This is a genomic window from Mycolicibacterium anyangense (assembly GCF_010731855.1).
Taxonomy (GTDB): domain Bacteria; phylum Actinomycetota; class Actinomycetes; order Mycobacteriales; family Mycobacteriaceae; genus Mycobacterium; species Mycobacterium anyangense.
On record NZ_AP022620.1, the window covers coordinates 1,990,090 to 2,008,201 of the forward strand.

The window sequence follows — 18,112 nt, forward strand, 5'->3', positions numbered from 1 at the left end:
TCAAGTAACACCAATCACGAAGGGAGCCACACTGTGGCCGCCAGCCAGGAAGAAATCATCGCCGGTCTCGCGGAGATCATCGAAGAGGTCACCGGTATCGAGCCGTCTGAGGTGACCCCCGAGAAGTCGTTCGTCGACGACCTGGACATCGACTCGCTGTCGATGGTGGAGATCGCCGTTCAGACCGAGGACAAGTACGGCGTGAAGATCCCCGACGAGGATCTGGCCGGTCTGCGCACCGTCGGTGACGTGGTCAACTACATCCAGAAGCTCGAGGAAGAGAACCCCGAGGCTGCCGCCGCGCTGCGCGAGAAGTTCGCACAGTGACCAAGCCTTCCACTGCTAACGGCGGTTTCCCCAATGTGGTGGTGACGGCCGTTACGGCAACCACTTCCGTCGCGGGCGACATTGAGAGCACGTGGAAGGGTTTGTTGGCCGGCGAGAGCGGCATCCGCGTTCTCGAGGACGACTTCGTCACCAAATGGGATCTGCCGGTCAAGATCGGCGGGCACCTCAAGGATCCGGTCGACGACCACATGGGTCGGCTCGACTTCCGCCGGATGTCTTACGTCCAGCGGATGTCCAAGTTCCTCAGCGCTCAGCTGTGGGAGACCGCCGGCAAGCCGGAGGTCGATCCGGACCGCTTCGCCGTCGTCGTCGGCACCGGACTCGGCGGTGGCGAGAAGATCGTCGAAACCTATGACGCGATGAACGAGGGCGGGCCCCGCAAGGTGTCTCCGCTCGCCGTTCAGATGATCATGCCCAACGGTGCGGCGGCGGTCGTCGGCCTCGAGCTCGGTGCCCGCGCCGGCGTCATCACGCCGGTGTCGGCCTGTTCGTCGGGGTCGGAGGCCATCGCCCACGCGTGGCGCCAGATCGTCATGGGTGACGCCGATTTCGCGGTGTGCGGTGGCGTCGAGGGCGGAATCGAGGCGTTGCCCATCGCGACGTTCTCGATGATGCGCGCGATGTCCACCCGCAACGATGATCCGGCGGGCGCCTCGCGTCCGTTCGACAAGGATCGCGACGGCTTCGTCTTCGGCGAGGCCGGTGCGCTGATGATCATCGAGACCGAGGAGCACGCCAAGGCACGTGGCGCCAAGCCACTGGCCCGGTTGATGGGTGCGGGCATCACGTCGGACGCCTTCCACATGGTGGCGCCGGCTCCGGACGGCCTGCGGGCCGGTCGGGCGATGACCCGGGCGATGGAGCTGGCGGGCCTGTCCCCCAAGGACATCAGCCACGTCAACGCGCACGCCACGTCGACGTCGATCGGTGACATCGCCGAGGCCAATGCGATCCGGGTCGCCGGTGTGGACCACGCCGCGGTGTACGCACCGAAGTCGGCGCTGGGCCACTCGATCGGTGCGGTGGGTGCTCTGGAGTCGATCCTCACCGTGCTCGCACTGCGGGACGGCGTCATTCCTCCGACGCTGAACTATGAGACGCCGGATCCGGAGATCAACCTGGATGTCGTTGCGGGCGAACCCCGTTACGGCGATTACCAGTACGCGATCAACAACTCGTTCGGATTCGGAGGACACAACGTGGCGCTCGCCTTCGGGCGCTACTGATCCGGGGGGAAAGGACGATCAAGAGGCAATGGCAGGGTTGACACAACTGTCAACGGGGAACGGGTTCCCCAACGTCGTCGTCACGGGTATCGCCATGACGACGGCCCTGGCATCTGACGCCGACAGCACCTGGAAGGCGCTGCTGGACGGGCAAAGTGGTATTCGGCTGCTCGAGGATGAGTTCGTCGAGAAGTACGACTTGCCCGTCCGGATCGGCGGACATCTGGTCGAGGATTTCGACGGGGAACTGACGCGGGTCGAACTGCGCCGGTTGTCCTATCTGCAGAAGATGTCCACCGTGCTTGGCCGACGGGTGTGGCAGAACGCCGGCGCCCCGGAGGTCGACACCCGGCGGCTGATGGTCTCCATCGGCACCGGCATGGGGTCCACCGAGGAGTTGGTTTTCGCTTACGACGGCATGCGCGCGAAGGGTCTTCGCGCCGTGTCGCCGTTGGCGGTTCAGATGTACATGCCCAACGCCGCCGCCGCGGCGGTCGGCTTGGAACTCGGTGCCAAGGCCGGGGTGGTCACTCCGGTGTCGGCGTGCGCGTCGGGCTCGGAGGGCATCGCCCAAGCGTGGCGGCAGATCGTGCTCGGCGAAGCTGACATCGCGGTCTGCGGAGGTGTCGAGACCAAGATCGAGGCGGTGCCGATCGCCGGCTTCGCCCAGATGCGCATCGTCTTGTCGACCACGAACGACGATCCCGCCGGCGCCTGCCGGCCGTTCGACAAGGATCGCAACGGCTTCGTGTTCGGCGAGGGCGGCGCGCTGCTGGTGATCGAGACCGAGGAGCATGCCAAGGCCCGCGGCGCCAACATCCTGGCCCGCATCATGGGTGCGGCCATCACCTCCGACGGGTACCACATCGTGGCTCCCGACCCGACCGGAGATCAGGCGGGGCAGGCGATCACGCGGGCCATCCAGGTGGCCGGCCTGCAACCCACCGATATCGATCACATCAACGCACACGCGACGGGCACTCAGGTTGGTGACGTAGCGGAAGGTAAGGCGATCAACAACGCGATGGGCAGCCATCGGCCCGCGGTCTACGCGCCCAAATCGGCGCTGGGCCACTCGGTCGGTGCGGTCGGAGCGGTGGAATCGATCCTCACGATCATGGCGCTGCGCGAAGGGGTAATCCCGCCGACGCTCAACCTGCGCAACCTTGATCCGGAGATCGATCTGGATGTGGTGGCCGGTGAACCCCGGCCAGGCAAGTACCAATACGCGGTCAACAATTCGTTCGGATTCGGTGGTCACAACGTGGCGATCGCCTTCGGAAAGTACTGAAAACCGAAGGCGTCGAGGATAACCGGCGCGCACTAAGGAGATTTGGATGACGATCATGGCACCTGAGACGGTCGGCGAATCGCTCGACCCGCGCGACCCGCTGCTGCGCCTGCGCACCTTCTTCGACGACGACAGCGTCGAGCTGCTGCACGAGCGTGACCGCTCAGGTGTGCTGGCCGCGGCCGGCACCGTCAACGGTGTGCGGACCATCGCGTTCTGCACCGACGGCACCGTCATGGGCGGCGCCATGGGCGTGGAGGGCTGCCAGCACATCGTCAACGCCTACGACACCGCCATCGAGGAGCAGAGCCCGATCGTCGGCATCTGGCACTCCGGCGGCGCACGACTGGCCGAAGGCGTTCGCGCCCTGCACGCCGTCGGTCTGGTGTTCGAGGCCATGATCCGCGCCTCGGGGTACATCCCGCAGATCTCGGTGGTCGTCGGCTTCGCCGCGGGCGGTGCCGCCTACGGACCGGCGCTGACCGACGTCGTCATCATGGCAGGCGAGGGCCGGGTGTTCGTCACCGGACCGGACGTGGTGCGCAGCGTCACTGGTGAGGACGTCGACATGGCCTCGCTGGGCGGGCCGGACACCCACCACAAGAAGTCCGGTGTCTGCCACATCGTCGCCGACAGCGAGCTCGACGCCTATGCCCGCGGCCGCCGCATGGTCGGATTGTTCTGCCAACAGGGCCATTTCGACCGCAGCAAGGCCGAGGCCGGCGAGGTCGACCTGCACGCCCTGCTGCCCGAGTCACCGCGCCGTGCCTATGACGTCCACCCGGTCGTGGAAGCGCTACTGGACACCGACGATGAGGGCAACTCGACATTCGAGGAGTTCCAGGGCAAATGGGCCCCCTCGATCGTGGTCGGTATCGGCCGGCTGGCAGGCCGCTCGGTGGGCATCCTGGCCAACAACCCGCTGCGCCTCGGCGGCTGCCTGAACTCCGAGAGCGCCGAGAAGGCAGCCCGTCTTGTTCGGCTGTGCGATGCCTTCGGCATCCCGCTGGTGGTCATCGTCGACGTACCGGGCTACCTGCCCGGTGTCGACCAGGAGTGGGGCGGCGTGGTGCGCCGCGGCGCCAAGCTACTGCACGCCTTCGGTGAGGCGACTGTCCCGCGCGTCACGCTGGTGACTCGTAAGACCTACGGCGGGGCCTACATCGCGATGAACTCGCGGTCACTGGGTGCCACCAAGGTCTTCGCGTGGCCGGACGCCGAGGTCGCGGTGATGGGTGCCAAGCCCGCGGTCGGCATCCTGCACAAGAAGAAGCTGGCGGCTGCCCCGGACCACGAGCGCGAAGCGCTGCACGAGGAGCTGGCCGCCGAGCACGAGCGGATCGCCGGCGGGGTGGATTCCGCTATCGAGATCGGCGTGGTGGACGAGAAGATCGACCCTGCGCACACCCGCGGCAAGGTCACCCAGGCGCTCGCCGAAGCGCCTGCCCGCCGGGGCCGCCACAAGAACATCCCGCTGTAGTCGGCTATCCCGCCCAAACCGACGTTTGGGCGGGAAAGACCGAGTGAATCACGCCATTTCGTCGATCTCGGCGTCGGCTGGGTTCCGCTGATCCTTGCCGCGGTTGAACCGCTTCGCCACGAAGTACAGGCCGATCACCACCGCCCAGGACAGCAGGCTCAGCACCAGCTGTGAACGCAGTTTGTCGTCGAGGTACATCTGCACCAGAATGGCCAGCATCGCCAAGATGGTCAGGATCGACAGCACCGGGAAGAGCCACATCGCGAGCCTGAGCTCGGTGTCGCCGCGCCGGTAGCGCAGCACGATCTGCGAGACCGCGATCAACAGGTAGACGAACAGGATGATCGCGCCGCTGGAGTTGAGCAGGAACGCGAAGATCGTCTTCTCGGCAAACGCGGCGGCGACGACACAGGCGAAGCCGACGATCGACGAGAACAAGATCGCATTGGCGGGGACTCCACGCACCGTCACGGTGAGCAGTGGCGCCGGGGCCTCGCGCCGTGCGGCGAGCACGAACAGCATGCGAGACGCCGTATACATCCCGGAGTTCAGACAACTCAGCACCGCGGTGAGCACCACGGCGTTCATGATGTGATCGGCGTAGGGAATGCCCATTTCAGTGAACGCCGCGACGAACGGTGAGGCGGCCAGTCCGCTGTCATTCCACGGCACGATCGTCACGATCAGGAATACCGACAGCACGTAGAACACCAGAATGCGCATGATCACCGAATTCGCAGCGCGTGCAACGGCTTTCTCAGGATCGGATGACTCCGCCGCAGCTATCGTCGCGATCTCGGGGCCCACCATGGAGAAGATCACCGTGACGATGCCGACGGTGATCACCCCGGCACCCATCGGCAGGAAGCCGCTATGGCTGGTCAGGTTGGAGAAATCCAGTGACTTATGGGGCCACAGGCCCAGGACGAAGCAGGCCCCGATCGCGATGAAGACCAGGATGGCGGCTACCTTGACCCCGGCGAACCAGAACTCGAATTCCCCGTAGGACTTGACCGAGAACAGGTTCGTCGCCGTCATCAGCACCATGAACACCAAGGCGCACAACCACAGCGGGACGTCGACCCAGTACTGGACGATCTTGGCCCCCGCTATCGCTTCGAAGCCGACCACGATCACCCAGAAGTACCAGTACAGCCAGCCGACCGAGAAGCCCGCCCAATGACCGAGAGCTTCGCGGGAGTAGTCGGCGAAAGATCCGGTCGACGGGTTGGCCACCGCCATCTCGGCGAGCATCCGCATGACCATGATGATCAGCACGCCGGACAGGGCGTAGGTGATGAAAGCGCCGGGGCCGGTATCCCCGATCACCACACCCGAACCCACGAACAGGCCGGCGCCGATCACGCCGCCGATCGCGATCATTCGCAGTTGCCGCTGGTTAAGCGCCTTCTTCAAGGTCGGTGTGGCTGCCATGGCGTCCTCCGGCTGGGCGGTAATGGACAGTGGATGCCCAAAACCGCCCCAGATTAAGCCTGGTCAGATCGTTGCGGACAGGAATTCCTCGGCAGCTGCCAGTGCCCGCTCGCGGTCGGCGGACACCAGTCCGATCCGGGTGCGCCGGTCCAGGATGTCATCGGCGCTCAGCGCCCCCTCGTGGGTCACGGCGAACTCGAATTCGGCGCGGGTGACATCGATCCCGTCAGCCACGAGGTCAGTGGGCCGCTCGCAGCGCGCCGAGGCGATGACGTTGGGTGACTCCGCACCGTAGCGGGCCAGCAGCGAACCCGGAAGTTCGCTCGAGGTACGCAGGGTGGCAACAGGATTGGCCGGCGCACCGACCAGGGGCAGGTTGCGGGTGCGGCACGGTCCCGCGCTCAACGATCGGGCTGCCAGCGCCCGGTCCAGCGTGTCCTGTGCCATGTGCCGGTACTCGGTCAGCTTGCCACCGACCACGCTGAACACCCCCGCGGCCGATTCGATGACGGCGTGGTCGCGGGACAGGTCCGACGTCCGGCCCTGCCCGGTGTCGATCAGCGGCCGCAGACCGGCATAGGCCCCGCGCACGTCGGCGGTGCTCAGTGCCGTTCCCAACGCGGTGTTGACCGTGTCGAGCAGAAAACTGACTTCGGCCGGAGTCGGTTCCGGCACATCCGGAATCGGCCCGGGCGCATCCTCATCGGTGAGCCCCAGGTACACCCGGCCCAGCTGTTCAGGCATGGCGAACACGAACCGGTTGATCTCGCCCGGTATCGGAATGGTCAGCGCCGCAGTGGGATTGCCGAACGAGGCGGCGTCGAACACCAGATGGGTGCCACGGCTCGGGCGAAGCGTGATCGACGAGTCCACCTCACCCGCCCACACTCCCGTCGCATTGATGACCACCCGGGCGGTCACGGTAAGGGTCTCCCCCGTCAGCTCATCGGTCAGCAGCACCGAATCTCCGGTGGCCGACGCTGCCGACACCCGGGTCAGAATCCGGGTGCCGTGTTGGGCCGCGGTGCGGGCGACGGCGGTGACCAGACGGGCGTCGTCGATCAACTGTCCGTCGTAGGCCAGCAGCGCGCCGTCAAGGCCGTCGCGGCGCACGGTCGGCGCCATGGCCACGGCCTGCGCCGCGCCGATGCGCCGCGACCGCGGCAGTGTCGAGGAGCTGGTGCCGGCTAATGCGCGCAACGCATCACCGGCGGTGAATCCGACTCTGACCAAAGCACGTTGGGCCCGGCTCATCGATGGCAGCAGCGGCACCAACTGCGGCATGGCGTGCACCAGATGCGGGGCGTTGCGGGTCATCAGGATGCCGCGCTCGACCGCACTGCGGCGGGCGATGCCGACGTTGCCGGTGGCGAGGTAGCGCAGGCCGCCATGGACGAGCTTGGAGCTCCAGCGGCTGGTGCCGAACGCCAGGTCATGCTTGTCGACCAGCACCACCGACAGACCTCGGCTGGCAGCATCCAGAGCGATCCCGGTACCGGTGATGCCACCACCGATGACGATGACGTCGACGCGGCCGTCGTCTCCGAGGGCGGCCAGGTCAGCAGCGCGTCGCGTGGCGTTGAGAGCGGTGAGGTCACTCATGGGGCGAGGTATCCGTTCAGTGCGTGGGAGAGTTCGGCAGCCAGCGAGTCGGCGTCGAGGATGGTCTCGACGATCGGACCGGACTGGATGGACGATTGGGCGATCAGCAGCACCATGGCCGACATCTGCCGGGCGTCGCCCGGCCGGACGCTGCCCTGGGCCTGGGCGGTGCGCAGTTCCTGTTCGACGAGGTCGATGAGGATCTGCTGGCTGGTGCCGAGGCGGCCGGTGATGTAGACCATGGCCAGCTCGGGTGCCGATCGCAGCACCGCGACGAGCAATTCGTCATCACGCAGCCGTTGGGCAGCCTCGACGATCCTGGCCACCACACCATCGCGGCCGGGCTGCCGGGCCGGAACCGAGGCCCACGTGCCGGTGATCCGGTCGGTGAGCAGCGAGGCCAGGATCGTGCGGGTATCGGGCCAGCGGCGGTAGACCGTCGGGCGACTGACACCGGCCCGGCGGGCGATCTCGGCCAGGGTGACCCGATCGACGCCGAAATCCCGCACACAGCTGGCCGCGGCGGTCATGATCCGGTCGTCGATGGCCACCGAATCCACGTTACTGATTGACAGCATGTGTAATACTGTAACGCATGATCAACGACGACGGCCAGAAGACCCTCATTCCGCCGATGGCGTGGAACGCCTGGGGCGACGCTGCGGCGGCCAAGCCGCTCTCCGACGGCATCCGCAACCTGCTCGAGCAGGCGCTCGGGGTTACGACCTCGACCGTGCCCGCGCCGAGCATCGACGAGGTCGTCCTGCGGCCGTCGTCGCTTCCGGATCACGACCGGGACGGCCTGGCCGCCATCGTCGGCACCGACTTCGTCCACACCGCCGATCGTGAGCGCCTCCTGCATGCCGGCGGAAAGTCGACACTGGACCTGTTGCGCCGCAAGCAGACTCACCAGGACGCGCCCGACGCGGTGCTGCTGCCCGCCGACGAGGACGAGATCGCGGCTGTGCTGGCGTACTGCACCGAGCACGGTATCGCAGTGGTCCCGTTCGGCGGTGGTACCAGTGTGGTCGGCGGCCTGGATCCGATCCGGGGCCAGTTCGGCGCGGTGATCTCGCTGGATCTCCGTCGCCTCGATGCGCTGCACTGGCTCGACGAGACCTCAAGTGAGGCCGAACTCGGCGCCGGCGTCACCGGCCCCGATGCCGAGCGACTGCTGGGCGAGCGCGGCTTCTCCCTCGGGCACTTCCCGCAGAGCTTCCGGTTCGCCACCATCGGCGGGTACGCCGCCACCAGGTCCTCAGGACAGGACTCGGCCGGGTATGGCCGGTTCAACGACATGATCCGGGGTCTCACGGTCGTCACACCGGTCGGGGTTCTCCACCTCGGCCGGGCGCCCGAGACCGCGGCCGGACCGGACCTGCGCGAACTCTTCTCGGGATCGGAGGGCGTCTTCGGCATCATCACCCGGGTGCGGCTGCGGGTGCACCCGGTTCCGGAGGCCGTGCGCTACGAGGCGTGGTCCTTCCCGGATTTCACCACCGGCGCGGCTGCTCTGCGCGCGGTCACCCAGATCGGCACCGGCCCGACCGTCCTGCGGTTGTCCGACGAGGCCGAGACCGGCGTCAACCTCGCCACCACCGGCAGCATCGGCGAGCAGACCATCACCGGCGGGTGCCTGGGCATCACGGTGTTCGAAGGCAGCGCCGAACATGCCGAGAGCAGGCACGCCGAAACCCGGGCGGTACTGGAGGCCAACGGCGGAACGTCACTGGGCGAAGGCCCGGCCCGCGCCTGGGAGCACGGCCGGTTCGACGCACCCTACCTGCGCGACTCGCTGCTGGCAGCCGGGGCGCTGTGCGAGACGCTCGAGACGGCGACCACGTGGTCCAACCTCCCCACGCTGAAGGCGGCGGTCACCGAGGCGCTCACCACTTCGCTGGCGGAAAGCGGCACGCCGGCGCTGGTGATGTGCCACATTTCGCATGTGTACCCCACCGGAGCGTCGCTGTACTTCACTGTCGTGGCGGGCCAGCGCGGGGATGTCGCCGAGCAGTGGCGGGCCGCGAAAGTGGCTGCCTGCGAGGCGATCACCCGGGTGGGTGCGACGATCACGCATCACCATGCGGTCGGTGCCGACCACCGGTCGTGGATGACCGCCGAAGTCGGCGACCTCGGGGTGAAGGTGCTGCAGGCCGTCAAACACGCGGTGGACCCGGCCGGAATCCTCAACCCGGGCAAGCTGATTCCATGATCAGCCAGGTCACGGTGCTGACGAACCCGATGTCCGGGCATGGCAATGCGCCGCACGCCTCGGAGCGGGCGGTGGCGCGGTTCCAAGAGTTGGGGATCGACGTCGTCCAGGTCGTCGGCCGTGACGCTGCCCATGCCCGCGAACTCGTCGACGAGGCACTGCGCCAGGACACCGACGCGCTCGTCGTGGTGGGCGGCGACGGAGTGATCCGGCTGGCACTGCAGGCGTTGGCCGGCACCGGGATTCCGTTGGGAATCGTGCCCGCCGGAACCGGCAACGACCATGCTCGCGAATATCGGCTGCCGACAAGCGATCCCGCAGGGGCGGTCGACATCATCGCGGCGGGTCATACCGAGACAGTCGACCTAGGGCTGATCAAAGGTTCGGACGGCAGCAGCACCTGGTTCGGCACCGTTGCGGCAACGGGTTTCGACTCGCTGGTCAGCGACCGGGTGAACCGGATGAGTTGGCCGCACGGCCGGATGCGCTACAACCTGGCGATGGTAGCCGAGCTGTCGAAGCTGCGACTGCTGCCGTTCCGGATGGTCCTCGACGGGGAGCGTGAGATCACCACCCGCCTGACGCTGGCAGCCTTCGGCAACACCCGCAGCTACGGCGGCGGCATGCAGATCTGTCCGGGCGCCAACCACTCGGACGGGATGCTCGACATCACGATGGTTCATTCGGCATCACGGAGCCGGCTGATCCGGTTGTTCCCCACGGTGTTCAAGGGCACTCATGTCAACCTCGACGAGGTCACCGTCGATCGGGCGCGGACCATCACGGTCGAATCCCCCGGGATCAACGCCTACGCCGACGGCGACTACGTCTGCCCGCTGCCCGCCGAGATCTCGGCGGTGCCCGGCGCGCTGAAGCTTTTCGTTCCGGCTTAGCCGATGGCACGCTGGCCGCATGTCCACGTTCGAGCGATGACCGCCGCGGACGCCGAGCTCGTCGCGAGGTGGCGGTACGACGGCCGCAGTCTTAACCTCACCCGCCGCATGGGCTTCGAACCGGCCGGAGATGTCACGTCTTCGCAGGTCATACACCGGATCATCGTCCGGGCGCCTCTTGTCACACCCCCATGACATACTCGAACACATGTTCGACGATGGTCTGCGATCTGCCAGCGACGCCGAGGTCGTCAGGGCCATCGCGGACTTCGCCCGCGAGGAAGCCAGGACCGCGGCCAAGCGCATCGCGGCGATCAGCGAGCTGGTGCGCAGGCGCTGCGGTGACGACGAGCGCGCCTACTGGGCGTGCGACCCATGGGATGCTGCGGCAGCCGAGATCGGGGCCGCCCTCGGCGTCAGCCGCGGGCGCGCGTCCGGTGACATGCATCTTGGGCTTTCGCTGCGCTACCGACTGCCTCAGGTGGCCGACTTGTTCATGGACGGCCTGATCAGCCATCGCGTCTGCGCCGCCATCGCCGACCGCACCGACCTGATCCAGGACCAGACAGCGCTCGATCTCATCGACTCCGCGATCGCCGAGCATGCCCGCGCGTGGGGCATCTTGTCGGCGTACAAGCTCGAGAAGGCCATCGACGCGTGGGTGGACAGGATCGATCCCGGCGCGCTACACCAGGCCCGGTCCCGGGCCCGGGATCGGGATGTCCAGTTCGGCTCCCGGAACGACGTGGCGGGGTCAACTTCCGTGCACGGCCGCCTCTTCGCCACCGATGCCAGGCTGCTCGACAGGCGCCTCATGCAGATGGCCCGCGGCGTGTGCGACGACGACCCGCGCACGCTGGGCCAGCGCCGCGCCGACGCCCTTGGCGCACTGGCCGCCGGCTCGGATCGACTCGCCTGCCAGTGCGGCACACCGGAGTGCCCGGCGGCCGACGACGACGGACGGGCCGGCAGCGTCGTGATCCATGTGGTGACCGACGCCGACGTCACCACCCTCACCCCGGATCCGGCGATGTCCGGAGCCGATGTCCCGGCAGCCGATGGCGCGGTTAGCGGGCAGGCGACGGCAACGCTGACCGGTCGCGGCGGGATCGTCCCGACATCACTGCTTGCAGAATTCACCAGCCGGGGCGCCCGGGTGCGCAACATCCGTAGGCCGTCCGAGCAGCCCGAGTCGGGCTACCGCCCCTCGGCGGCTTTGGAAGAGTTCGTCCGGTTCCGCGACCTCACCTGCCGCTTCCCCCAGTGCGATGTGCCCGCAGAAGCCTGCGACATCGACCACACCATTCCGTGGCCGGCCGGTCCCACGCACCCGTCCAACCTCAAGTGCATGTGCCGAAAAGATCACTTGCTCAAGACTTTCTGGGACGGTTGGTCAGATGTGCAGTTCCCCGACGGAACCGTCGAGTGGACGTCACCGACCGGCGAGGTCTACGCGACGAAACCCGGCAGCCTGATCCTGTTCCCGCGGTGGAACATCACCACCAGCCCACTGCCTCCGCGGCAACCGATTGACCCGTCCCGGGCTCGCACCCTGATGATGCCGACTCGGCGACGAACCAGGGCCCAGAACCGGGCCCGCTACATCAGCCGCGAGCGCGCCGTCAACGACGTGCGCGTTGCGAAACGCAGCGAACCGCCGCCGTTCTGACGGCTCAGCCGACGCCGCGGCTCAGCCAGCTGACCTCACCGCTGTCGCCACCGTCGCGATAGGGCTCAAGCGCGTCGTCCCACGCGGTGCCCAGCACCGAATCCAACTCGGCAGCCAGGGTGTCGGCGCCGGCGGCCATCAGGTCACGCAGTCGCATCTCCCCGACCATGGTGTCGCCATTGGCGCTCATCGATCCGCTCCACAGCCCCAGCTGCGGGGTATGGCAGAACCGCTGGCCGTCCACACCCGCGCTCGGATCTTCGGTGACCTCGAAACGCAGCACCGACCAGGAGCGCAGGGCGTTGGCCAGCCGCGCACCCGTTCCGACCGGACCAACCCAATTGGTCACCGCGCGCAGCTGGCCGGGCATGGCCGGTTGCGGGGTCCACTTCAGGTTCGCCCTGGCATTCAGGGTCGACGACAACGCCCACTCGACATGTGGGCACACCGCCGCGGGCGAGGCGTGGACGTACACCACGCCAGTCGTCGCGTCGGCGAACTGGTTCGACGCACGCATAACTTGCTCCTTCGGCTCCACGAGGGACGTCTTCCCCAACGACCTGGTGTGCAGAAGATGCAGTTGTTTCGTGCGTGTTTATTGTGCCTTGTGGGACGCCTGTTGCGCTAGTCGGCCCCGTACTCTCTCAGAACTTCATCAGACAAGGCCGGCCAGAGCGGTTTGGCCCACTCGTCGAAGTCCCGTGCCGTCAGCACGACCAGGGCCAACGCCCGTTCCGGCTCCACCCAGATGAACGTGCCGGTCTGACCGAAATGCCCGAACGTCCGCGCCGAGTTCAGCGACCCGGTCCAGTGCGGCGACTTGCCGTCCCTGATCTCGAACCCCAGCCCCCAGTCGTTGGGCCGCTGCACGCCAAACCCGGGCAGCACACCCGTCAGCCCGGGGAACTGCACACTGATGGCCTCGGCATGCAGCTGTGCCGACACCGTCCGGGGCACCAGCAGATCCCCGGCGAACAGCGCCAGATCCGCGACCGTCGACACCGCCCCATAGCCGGCCGCCACCGCACCGTCGATCAACCGCGATGACACCATCCCGAGTGGTTCGAAGATCGCCTCCGCCAGGTATTGCCCGAACTCGATCCCGGAGTTCTGCTCGATCGCCTCGGCCAGCACCGTGAAGCCGTAGTTCGAGTAGACCCGCCGCTTGCCGGGTTCGGCCATCACCTCGGCCGAATGCATCGCCAGCCCCGACGCATGGGCCAGCAGGTGCCGAACGGTACTTCCGGGCGGGCCGGCCGGAGTATCCAGTTCGAACACCTCTTCCTCGACGGCGACCTGGGCGGCCCGGGCGACAAGAGGCTTGGTGACCGAGGCCAGGCGGTACTCGGCGTCGAGATCGCCGTACCGGGCCAGGACACCGGACCGCCCGACCACCGCGGCCGACGCAGCGGGCACCGGCCAGTCGGCGATGACGTCCAGAGGGGTGGGCATCGGGTGAGGCTAGCCCAGCCCGTACCGTCATGTGGTACGGCCATGCGGCAATCCGGTGGGCTCACGCTAAGGTTTGACTCATGAGTCAAACAGTGCGCGGTGTGATTTCTCGATCCAAGAAGCAACCCGTAGAGCTCGTCGACATCGTCATCCCCGATCCCGGTCCGGGCGAGGTGGTCGTCGACGTCATCGCCTGCGGTGTCTGCCATACCGACCTGACCTACCGCGAGGGCGGCATCAACGACGAATACCCCTTCCTGCTGGGCCACGAGGCTGCCGGCACTGTCGAAGCCGTCGGCGAGGGCGTCACCAACGTGGCCCCCGGCGACTTCGTGGTCCTCAACTGGCGCGCGGTCTGCGGCCAGTGCCGCGCCTGCAAGCGTGGCCGGCCGTGGTACTGCTTCAACACGTTCAACGCCACCCAGAAGATGACCCTGACCGACGGCACCGAACTCACCCCGGCCCTGGGTATCGGCGCCTTCGCCGACAAGACCCTGGTGCACGAAGGTCAGTGCACCAAAGTCGATCCCGAGGCCGACCCCGCAGTGGCGGGCCTGCTCGGCTGCGGCGTGATGGCCGGCCTGGGTGCCGCGGTCAACACCGGCAATATCGGGCGTGACGACACCGTGGCGGTCATCGGCTGCGGCGGTGTCGGCGACGCCGCCATCGCCGGGGCCGCACTGGTGGGAGCGAAGAAGATCATCGCCGTCGACACCGACAACACCAAGCTGGCCTGGGCCCGTGATTTCGGCGCCACCCACACCGTCAACGCCAAGGAGTTCGACGTCGTCGAAACCATCCAGGACCTCACCGACGGGTTCGGCGCCGACGTGGTCATCGACGCCGTCGGCCGCCCGGAGACCTGGAAGCAGGCGTTCTACGCCCGCGATCTGGCCGGAACCGTTGTCCTGGTTGGTGTTCCGACACCGGACATGAAGCTGGAGATGCCGCTGGTGGACTTCTTCTCCCGCGGCGGCGCACTCAAGTCGTCCTGGTACGGCGACTGCCTCCCCGAGCGCGACTTCCCCACCCTCATCAGCCTGTACCGCCAGGGCCGGCTGCCACTGGAGAAGTTCGTCTCCGAGCGGATCGGCCTCGAGGGCATCGAGGACGCCTTCCACAAGATGCACGCCGGCGAGGTGCTGCGATCGGTGGTAGTCCTGTAATGGCCGGTATCGAGCGGGTGGTCACTCACGGCACCTTCGAACTCGACGGCGGCAGTTGGGAAGTCGACAACAACATCTGGATCGTCGGTGACGATACAGAGGTCATCGTCATCGACGCCGCCCACGACGCCAAGGCCATCGAGGACGCCGTCGGCAACCGTCACGTCGTAGCGGTGGTGTGCACGCACGGTCACAACGACCACATCACCGTCGCACCCCAGCTCGGAACCGACCTCGACGCCCCAGTGCTGCTGAACCCCGCCGATGCGATGTTGTGGCAGATGACCCACGGCGACAAGCAGTTCCGCGCCATCGAGGACGGCCAGGTGCTCAAGGCCGACGGAATCGAGTTGCATGCGATCGCCACCCCGGGGCACTCCCCCGGCTCGACCTGCCTCTACGCGCCGGCATTGGGTGCCGTCTTCTCCGGGGACACCCTGTTCCAGGGCGGACCGGGTGCTACCGGACGCTCGTTCTCGGACTTCCCGACCATCCTCGGGTCGATCAAAGACAAGCTCGGCAAACTGCCCGCGGACACCGTGGTGTACACCGGCCATGGCGACACCACCCGGATCGGCGACGAGCTGGTGAACTACGACGACTGGGTGAAGCGCGGCCACTGACGATGCGCCGCGAGGTACGAGCGACGAGGAGGAAGTGGCCAGTCAGACGCGGCCACTGACGATGCGCCGCGAGGTACGAGCGACGAGGAGGAAGTGGCCAGTCAGACACGGCCACTAGGGCGCGGTTGCCATGCTGCGGGGATCGACGAGGATCTTCGCGTGTGATTCCGGGTCCCCCAGCGCCTCGAACGCCGCACTCACCCCGTCCAGACCCACCTTGCCGGTGATCAACGGTGAAGCGTTGAGTTTGCCGTCGGCCAGCATGTGCAGGGTGTCACGGAATTCCAGTGGGGTGTAACCGAATACGAAGCGCAGGTCGATCTCTTTACCGATCGCCATCGTGGGCCGGATCTGGTCGGTGCCCATGCACACCCCGACCACGATCACCCGCGACGTCAGCGGCGCAGCCGCGATGACGCCATCGATCATGCCTGGCACCCCGACGCATTCGAAGATCACCGGCCGCTTGGGGCCCGCCGCCCCCAGGGCGTCGGCCGCCCGGTAGACGTACTGCCAGCCCGGTAGCTTGCGCAGCCTCTCCATCGATCCGACGCCGAGCTCGGCCAGCCCGGCGAAGTCGGTGACCACGCCCTTGCCAATCGCCCGGGCGTAGGGCGAGTCGACCTTCGGGTCGACGACGATATCGGCGCCGCACTGGCTGGCCAGCGCGCGCCGCCCCGGGGAGAAGTCACTGGCGACGATCGTCGCCACACCCCGCGCCTTGAGCTGGCAGATGACGGCCAGCCCCACCGGACCGCAACCGATGACAATCGCCGTGTCGCGCTTGGTGACCTCGCTGCGCCGGACCGCGTGCAGCGCCACCGCCATCGGTTCGGTCAGCGCCGCGACGTCCATCGACAACCCATTGGGCACCGGGAAGGTCATCGCCGCCTCGACCAGAACCTGCTCGGCGTAGCCGCCGGGTGCCAGTGGGGACAGTCCGGTCAGGTGCACGCCACCGTGCGCGCGGACCATCGGGAAGGACACCACCCGGGTGCCCACCTTGAGCGCCTTGGGAGTCCCCGCCCCCCGTTCTGCCACCTCGCCGGAAAACTCGTGGCCCATCACCGTGGGGGTGGTGCTGCGCATCCCGTCCGGGTACCCGGTCTCGTCGAAGACCTCGGCCAGCTCGTCGGCGTGGTCCTTGGCGTGCAGGTCAGACCCGCAGATCCCGCAGCTGCGCACATCGAGCACCAGTTGCCCCTGCGCAGGCCGCGGCGCGGCGATATCGACGACGGACAATGTTCCCTGCACACAGCTGACAGCCTTCACGCCGCCGAGTCTATGCCGCTACCCCCGCAGGATTCGCCGCTTCTCGGCTTCGAACTCCGCTTCGGTGAGCGCACCCGAGTCACGGAGGGCGGCAATGGTTTTCAGCTGCTCCAACCGAACCCCCTGGTCGGTCGGGGTGAAAGGGTCCGCCTGCGGGGCAAGCTCGGCCGGCATGTCCTGCCGCTGCACCTCCGGCGATCCGCGACCGCGCAGCCGCTTGAACACCCGCGACAGGATCACATCGAGGAGGCCCACCCCGAACACCACGGCGAAGACCCAGTGCAGGTAGTCGTAGTCGCTCTCGTGACCGAACGCCAGCCTCGGGTTGATGTAGCCGTTCACCTCACCGCCGGTCTTGATCTGGTACACGCCCGCGGTGGCTACCTGGGCGGTCCAGATCCTCAGGTGGGTGTCGCTGTTGACAGTCGTTGTGCCACTAGGGCGTTCGGTGAGCACTGGATCAGGCGCACCCTCGGGCGGGATGATGCTCAGCTTCAGGGCCGGCACCGGGAAGCTGCCCGACGGCGAGCCGGTGACCGAGGTGTGAAAGCTGATCTGGACCTCACCGGCCGGCAGCGAGATCTGCCCGGATCCCGGGATCGGGACCTCACCATAGGCATCGAACTCGTCGAGGACGAAGGCGTTGAGCACCATGACGACGATGAATCCGATCCCGCCGACGATCATGCCGAGGATTCCGGTGATGGCCAAGATGCGGGAGGCCGACCAGCTGCCCTTCATGGCCGCCAAGTGTGTCACGGCGGACTTTGCGCCGCCGCTCCAATCAGCCAGGTCGTCAGCCCGGCCTGCAGCCCATCGACGAAACGGCACGCCGGGTCGGGAAAGCCGAGTTCCTCGACGGCCTGGCGCACCGGCTCGGTGGGCACCGAGAACGGATACATCCCAGCCACCAGCGTCAGGACTCCTTCGCCGATGAACCCCAGGAATTCGGCGCTCAGCCACGGCAGCTGCCCGCCCACGACCGAAGACAGCTCACCGATGGTCTGCATAGCCCGGACCTTGAAATCGCGGGCGAAGTCAGCCGAGATGTTGCGCTCGAGCACCCCGGCCATCGCACCGAGCAGCTCGCACAGCAGAGCCCGTTCCACCAAGGTCTCGACGATCACGGCCGCCACCCGGATTTCGCTGTCGTAGTTCGGCTTTCGGGGCTGGGGCACACCCAGCCGCTCGTTCAGTTCGACCAGCCAGGACCGGCACTCCGAGTCGAGCAACTCCAGGAAGATCGCCTCCCGGCTCTCGAAGTAACGCAGCACATTGGACTTCGCCAACCCGACGCGTTCGCTGATGTCGCGCAGCGTGACGCCATCGACACCGCTGGCGGCCAGGGCATCGCGCGCGGCAACCAGGATGGCAGACCGTCGGGCGGCCAGCTGCTCGGGCCGACGGGCCCGCTGGAACGGTAACGTCACCGCAGTAATTTAGC

The 18,112-nt window shown here is 67.2% G+C and carries 16 protein-coding genes and 1 pseudogene; 9 read left to right on the plus strand and 8 right to left on the minus strand.

Features of this window, described 5'->3' with window-relative positions:
* Nucleotides 1-33 precede the first annotated feature (33 nt).
* Genes acpM through G6N35_RS09435 form a run of 4 tightly spaced genes read left to right on the plus strand, consistent with a single transcriptional unit; the run spans nt 34 to nt 4,345 of the window.
* Nucleotides 34-327, plus strand: coding sequence for a meromycolate extension acyl carrier protein AcpM (gene acpM, locus G6N35_RS09420; protein WP_163804014.1), 294 nt, complete (start codon nt 34-36; stop codon nt 325-327).
* On the plus strand, nt 324-1,574 hold the full coding sequence (gene kasA / locus G6N35_RS09425; protein WP_163804015.1) for a 3-oxoacyl-ACP synthase KasA: 1,251 nt from the start codon (nt 324-326) through the stop codon (nt 1,572-1,574). The genes acpM and kasA overlap by 4 nt, the downstream gene beginning before the upstream one ends.
* A 28-nt stretch (nt 1,575-1,602) precedes the next feature.
* On the plus strand, nt 1,603-2,865 hold the full coding sequence (gene kasB / locus G6N35_RS09430) for a 3-oxoacyl-ACP synthase KasB (protein ID WP_163804016.1): 1,263 nt from the start codon (nt 1,603-1,605) through the stop codon (nt 2,863-2,865).
* A gap of 46 nt (nt 2,866-2,911) precedes the next feature.
* Nucleotides 2,912-4,345, plus strand: coding sequence for an acyl-CoA carboxylase subunit beta (locus G6N35_RS09435; protein ID WP_163804017.1), 1,434 nt, complete (start codon nt 2,912-2,914; stop codon nt 4,343-4,345).
* A gap of 105 nt (nt 4,346-4,450) precedes the next feature.
* Here G6N35_RS09435 and G6N35_RS09440 read toward each other — a convergent pair.
* The 3 genes and pseudogenes from G6N35_RS09440 to G6N35_RS09450 all read right to left on the minus strand — a co-directional run.
* Nucleotides 4,451-5,779 (minus strand): annotated as a pseudogene (locus G6N35_RS09440) (amino acid permease); the annotation flags it as partial.
* Between the two features lie 63 nt (nt 5,780-5,842).
* A complete protein-coding gene (locus tag G6N35_RS09445) occupies nt 5,843-7,381 on the minus strand; it encodes a glycerol-3-phosphate dehydrogenase/oxidase (protein ID WP_163804019.1) in 1,539 nt (512 codons plus the stop codon).
* Nucleotides 7,378-7,959 (minus strand): TetR/AcrR family transcriptional regulator, encoded by a 582-nt coding sequence (locus tag G6N35_RS09450; protein ID WP_179967336.1) that lies wholly within the window; start codon nt 7,957-7,959, stop codon nt 7,378-7,380. Before G6N35_RS09450 ends, G6N35_RS09445 begins: the two co-directional genes overlap by 4 nt.
* 56 nt (nt 7,960-8,015) lie before the next feature.
* On the opposite strand from G6N35_RS09450, the gene G6N35_RS09455 reads away from it, so the two are divergent.
* The 3 genes from G6N35_RS09455 to G6N35_RS09465 all read left to right on the plus strand — a co-directional run bounded on the left by G6N35_RS09455 (nt 8,016) and on the right by G6N35_RS09465 (nt 12,155).
* The gene (locus tag G6N35_RS09455) at nt 8,016-9,593 is read left to right on the plus strand and encodes an FAD-binding oxidoreductase (protein ID WP_163807576.1); all 1,578 of its coding nucleotides are present in this window, start codon (nt 8,016-8,018) and stop codon (nt 9,591-9,593) included.
* The gene (locus G6N35_RS09460; protein ID WP_163804020.1) at nt 9,590-10,486 is read left to right on the plus strand and encodes a diacylglycerol kinase; all 897 of its coding nucleotides are present in this window, start codon (nt 9,590-9,592) and stop codon (nt 10,484-10,486) included. The genes G6N35_RS09455 and G6N35_RS09460 overlap by 4 nt, the downstream gene beginning before the upstream one ends.
* 208 nt (nt 10,487-10,694) lie before the next feature.
* Nucleotides 10,695-12,155 carry an HNH endonuclease signature motif containing protein gene (locus G6N35_RS09465; protein WP_163804021.1) on the plus strand — a complete coding sequence of 487 codons (1,461 nt, stop codon included), beginning with the start codon at nt 10,695-10,697 and terminating at the stop codon, nt 12,153-12,155.
* A gap of 4 nt (nt 12,156-12,159) precedes the next feature.
* On the opposite strand, the gene G6N35_RS09470 is transcribed toward G6N35_RS09465, so the two are convergent.
* Complete coding sequence (locus tag G6N35_RS09470; RefSeq protein WP_059018347.1) at nt 12,160-12,672, minus strand: DUF3145 domain-containing protein; 513 nt, start codon at nt 12,670-12,672, stop codon at nt 12,160-12,162.
* 107 nt (nt 12,673-12,779) lie between these two features.
* On the minus strand, nt 12,780-13,607 hold the full coding sequence (locus G6N35_RS09475) for a serine hydrolase domain-containing protein (RefSeq protein ID WP_163804022.1): 828 nt from the start codon (nt 13,605-13,607) through the stop codon (nt 12,780-12,782).
* A gap of 80 nt (nt 13,608-13,687) precedes the next feature.
* Here G6N35_RS09475 and G6N35_RS09480 point away from each other — a divergent pair, with 80 nt between their 5' ends.
* Nucleotides 13,688-14,773: an S-(hydroxymethyl)mycothiol dehydrogenase gene (locus tag G6N35_RS09480; RefSeq protein ID WP_163804023.1), complete on the plus strand. Its 1,086-nt coding sequence runs from the start codon at nt 13,688-13,690 to the stop codon at nt 14,771-14,773.
* Complete coding sequence (locus G6N35_RS09485) at nt 14,773-15,396, plus strand: MBL fold metallo-hydrolase (RefSeq protein WP_163804024.1); 624 nt, start codon at nt 14,773-14,775, stop codon at nt 15,394-15,396. Before G6N35_RS09480 ends, G6N35_RS09485 begins: the two co-directional genes overlap by 1 nt.
* A 114-nt stretch (nt 15,397-15,510) precedes the next feature.
* Here the strand turns inward: G6N35_RS09485 and G6N35_RS09490 are convergent, their stop codons facing one another.
* From G6N35_RS09490 to G6N35_RS09500, 3 genes are read right to left on the minus strand one after another with little or no spacing between them, the layout of a single operon-like run.
* Complete coding sequence (locus G6N35_RS09490) at nt 15,511-16,668, minus strand: zinc-binding dehydrogenase (RefSeq protein ID WP_163804025.1); 1,158 nt, start codon at nt 16,666-16,668, stop codon at nt 15,511-15,513.
* Nucleotides 16,669-16,686: 18 nt separating this feature from the next.
* Complete coding sequence (locus tag G6N35_RS09495) at nt 16,687-17,409, minus strand: SHOCT domain-containing protein (protein ID WP_163804026.1); 723 nt, start codon at nt 17,407-17,409, stop codon at nt 16,687-16,689.
* A gap of 14 nt (nt 17,410-17,423) precedes the next feature.
* A complete protein-coding gene (locus tag G6N35_RS09500; RefSeq protein WP_163804027.1) occupies nt 17,424-18,098 on the minus strand; it encodes a TetR/AcrR family transcriptional regulator in 675 nt (224 codons plus the stop codon).
* Nucleotides 18,099-18,112: the final 14 nt, after the last annotated feature.

What these genes read in the sequence shown, in the direction of transcription:
- kasB (WP_163804016.1), top strand. Translation starts at nt 1,603, where the DNA reads ATGGCAGGGTTGACACAACTGTCAACGGGGAACGGGTTCCCCAACGTC.
- G6N35_RS09435 (WP_163804017.1), top strand. Translation starts at nt 2,912, where the DNA reads ATGACGATCATGGCACCTGAGACGGTCGGCGAATCGCTCGACCCGCGC.
- G6N35_RS09445 (WP_163804019.1), bottom strand. Translation starts at nt 7,381, where the DNA reads ATGAGTGACCTCACCGCTCTCAACGCCACGCGACGCGCTGCTGACCTG.
- G6N35_RS09450 (WP_179967336.1), bottom strand. Translation starts at nt 7,959, where the DNA reads ATGCTGTCAATCAGTAACGTGGATTCGGTGGCCATCGACGACCGGATC.
- G6N35_RS09455 (WP_163807576.1), top strand. Translation starts at nt 8,016, where the DNA reads ATGGCGTGGAACGCCTGGGGCGACGCTGCGGCGGCCAAGCCGCTCTCC.
- G6N35_RS09460 (WP_163804020.1), top strand. Translation starts at nt 9,590, where the DNA reads ATGATCAGCCAGGTCACGGTGCTGACGAACCCGATGTCCGGGCATGGC.
- G6N35_RS09465 (WP_163804021.1), top strand. Translation starts at nt 10,695, where the DNA reads ATGTTCGACGATGGTCTGCGATCTGCCAGCGACGCCGAGGTCGTCAGG.
- G6N35_RS09470 (WP_059018347.1), bottom strand. Translation starts at nt 12,672, where the DNA reads ATGCGTGCGTCGAACCAGTTCGCCGACGCGACGACTGGCGTGGTGTAC.
- G6N35_RS09475 (WP_163804022.1), bottom strand. Translation starts at nt 13,607, where the DNA reads ATGCCCACCCCTCTGGACGTCATCGCCGACTGGCCGGTGCCCGCTGCG.
- G6N35_RS09480 (WP_163804023.1), top strand. Translation starts at nt 13,688, where the DNA reads ATGAGTCAAACAGTGCGCGGTGTGATTTCTCGATCCAAGAAGCAACCC.
- G6N35_RS09485 (WP_163804024.1), top strand. Translation starts at nt 14,773, where the DNA reads ATGGCCGGTATCGAGCGGGTGGTCACTCACGGCACCTTCGAACTCGAC.
- G6N35_RS09495 (WP_163804026.1), bottom strand. Translation starts at nt 17,409, where the DNA reads ATGAAGGGCAGCTGGTCGGCCTCCCGCATCTTGGCCATCACCGGAATC.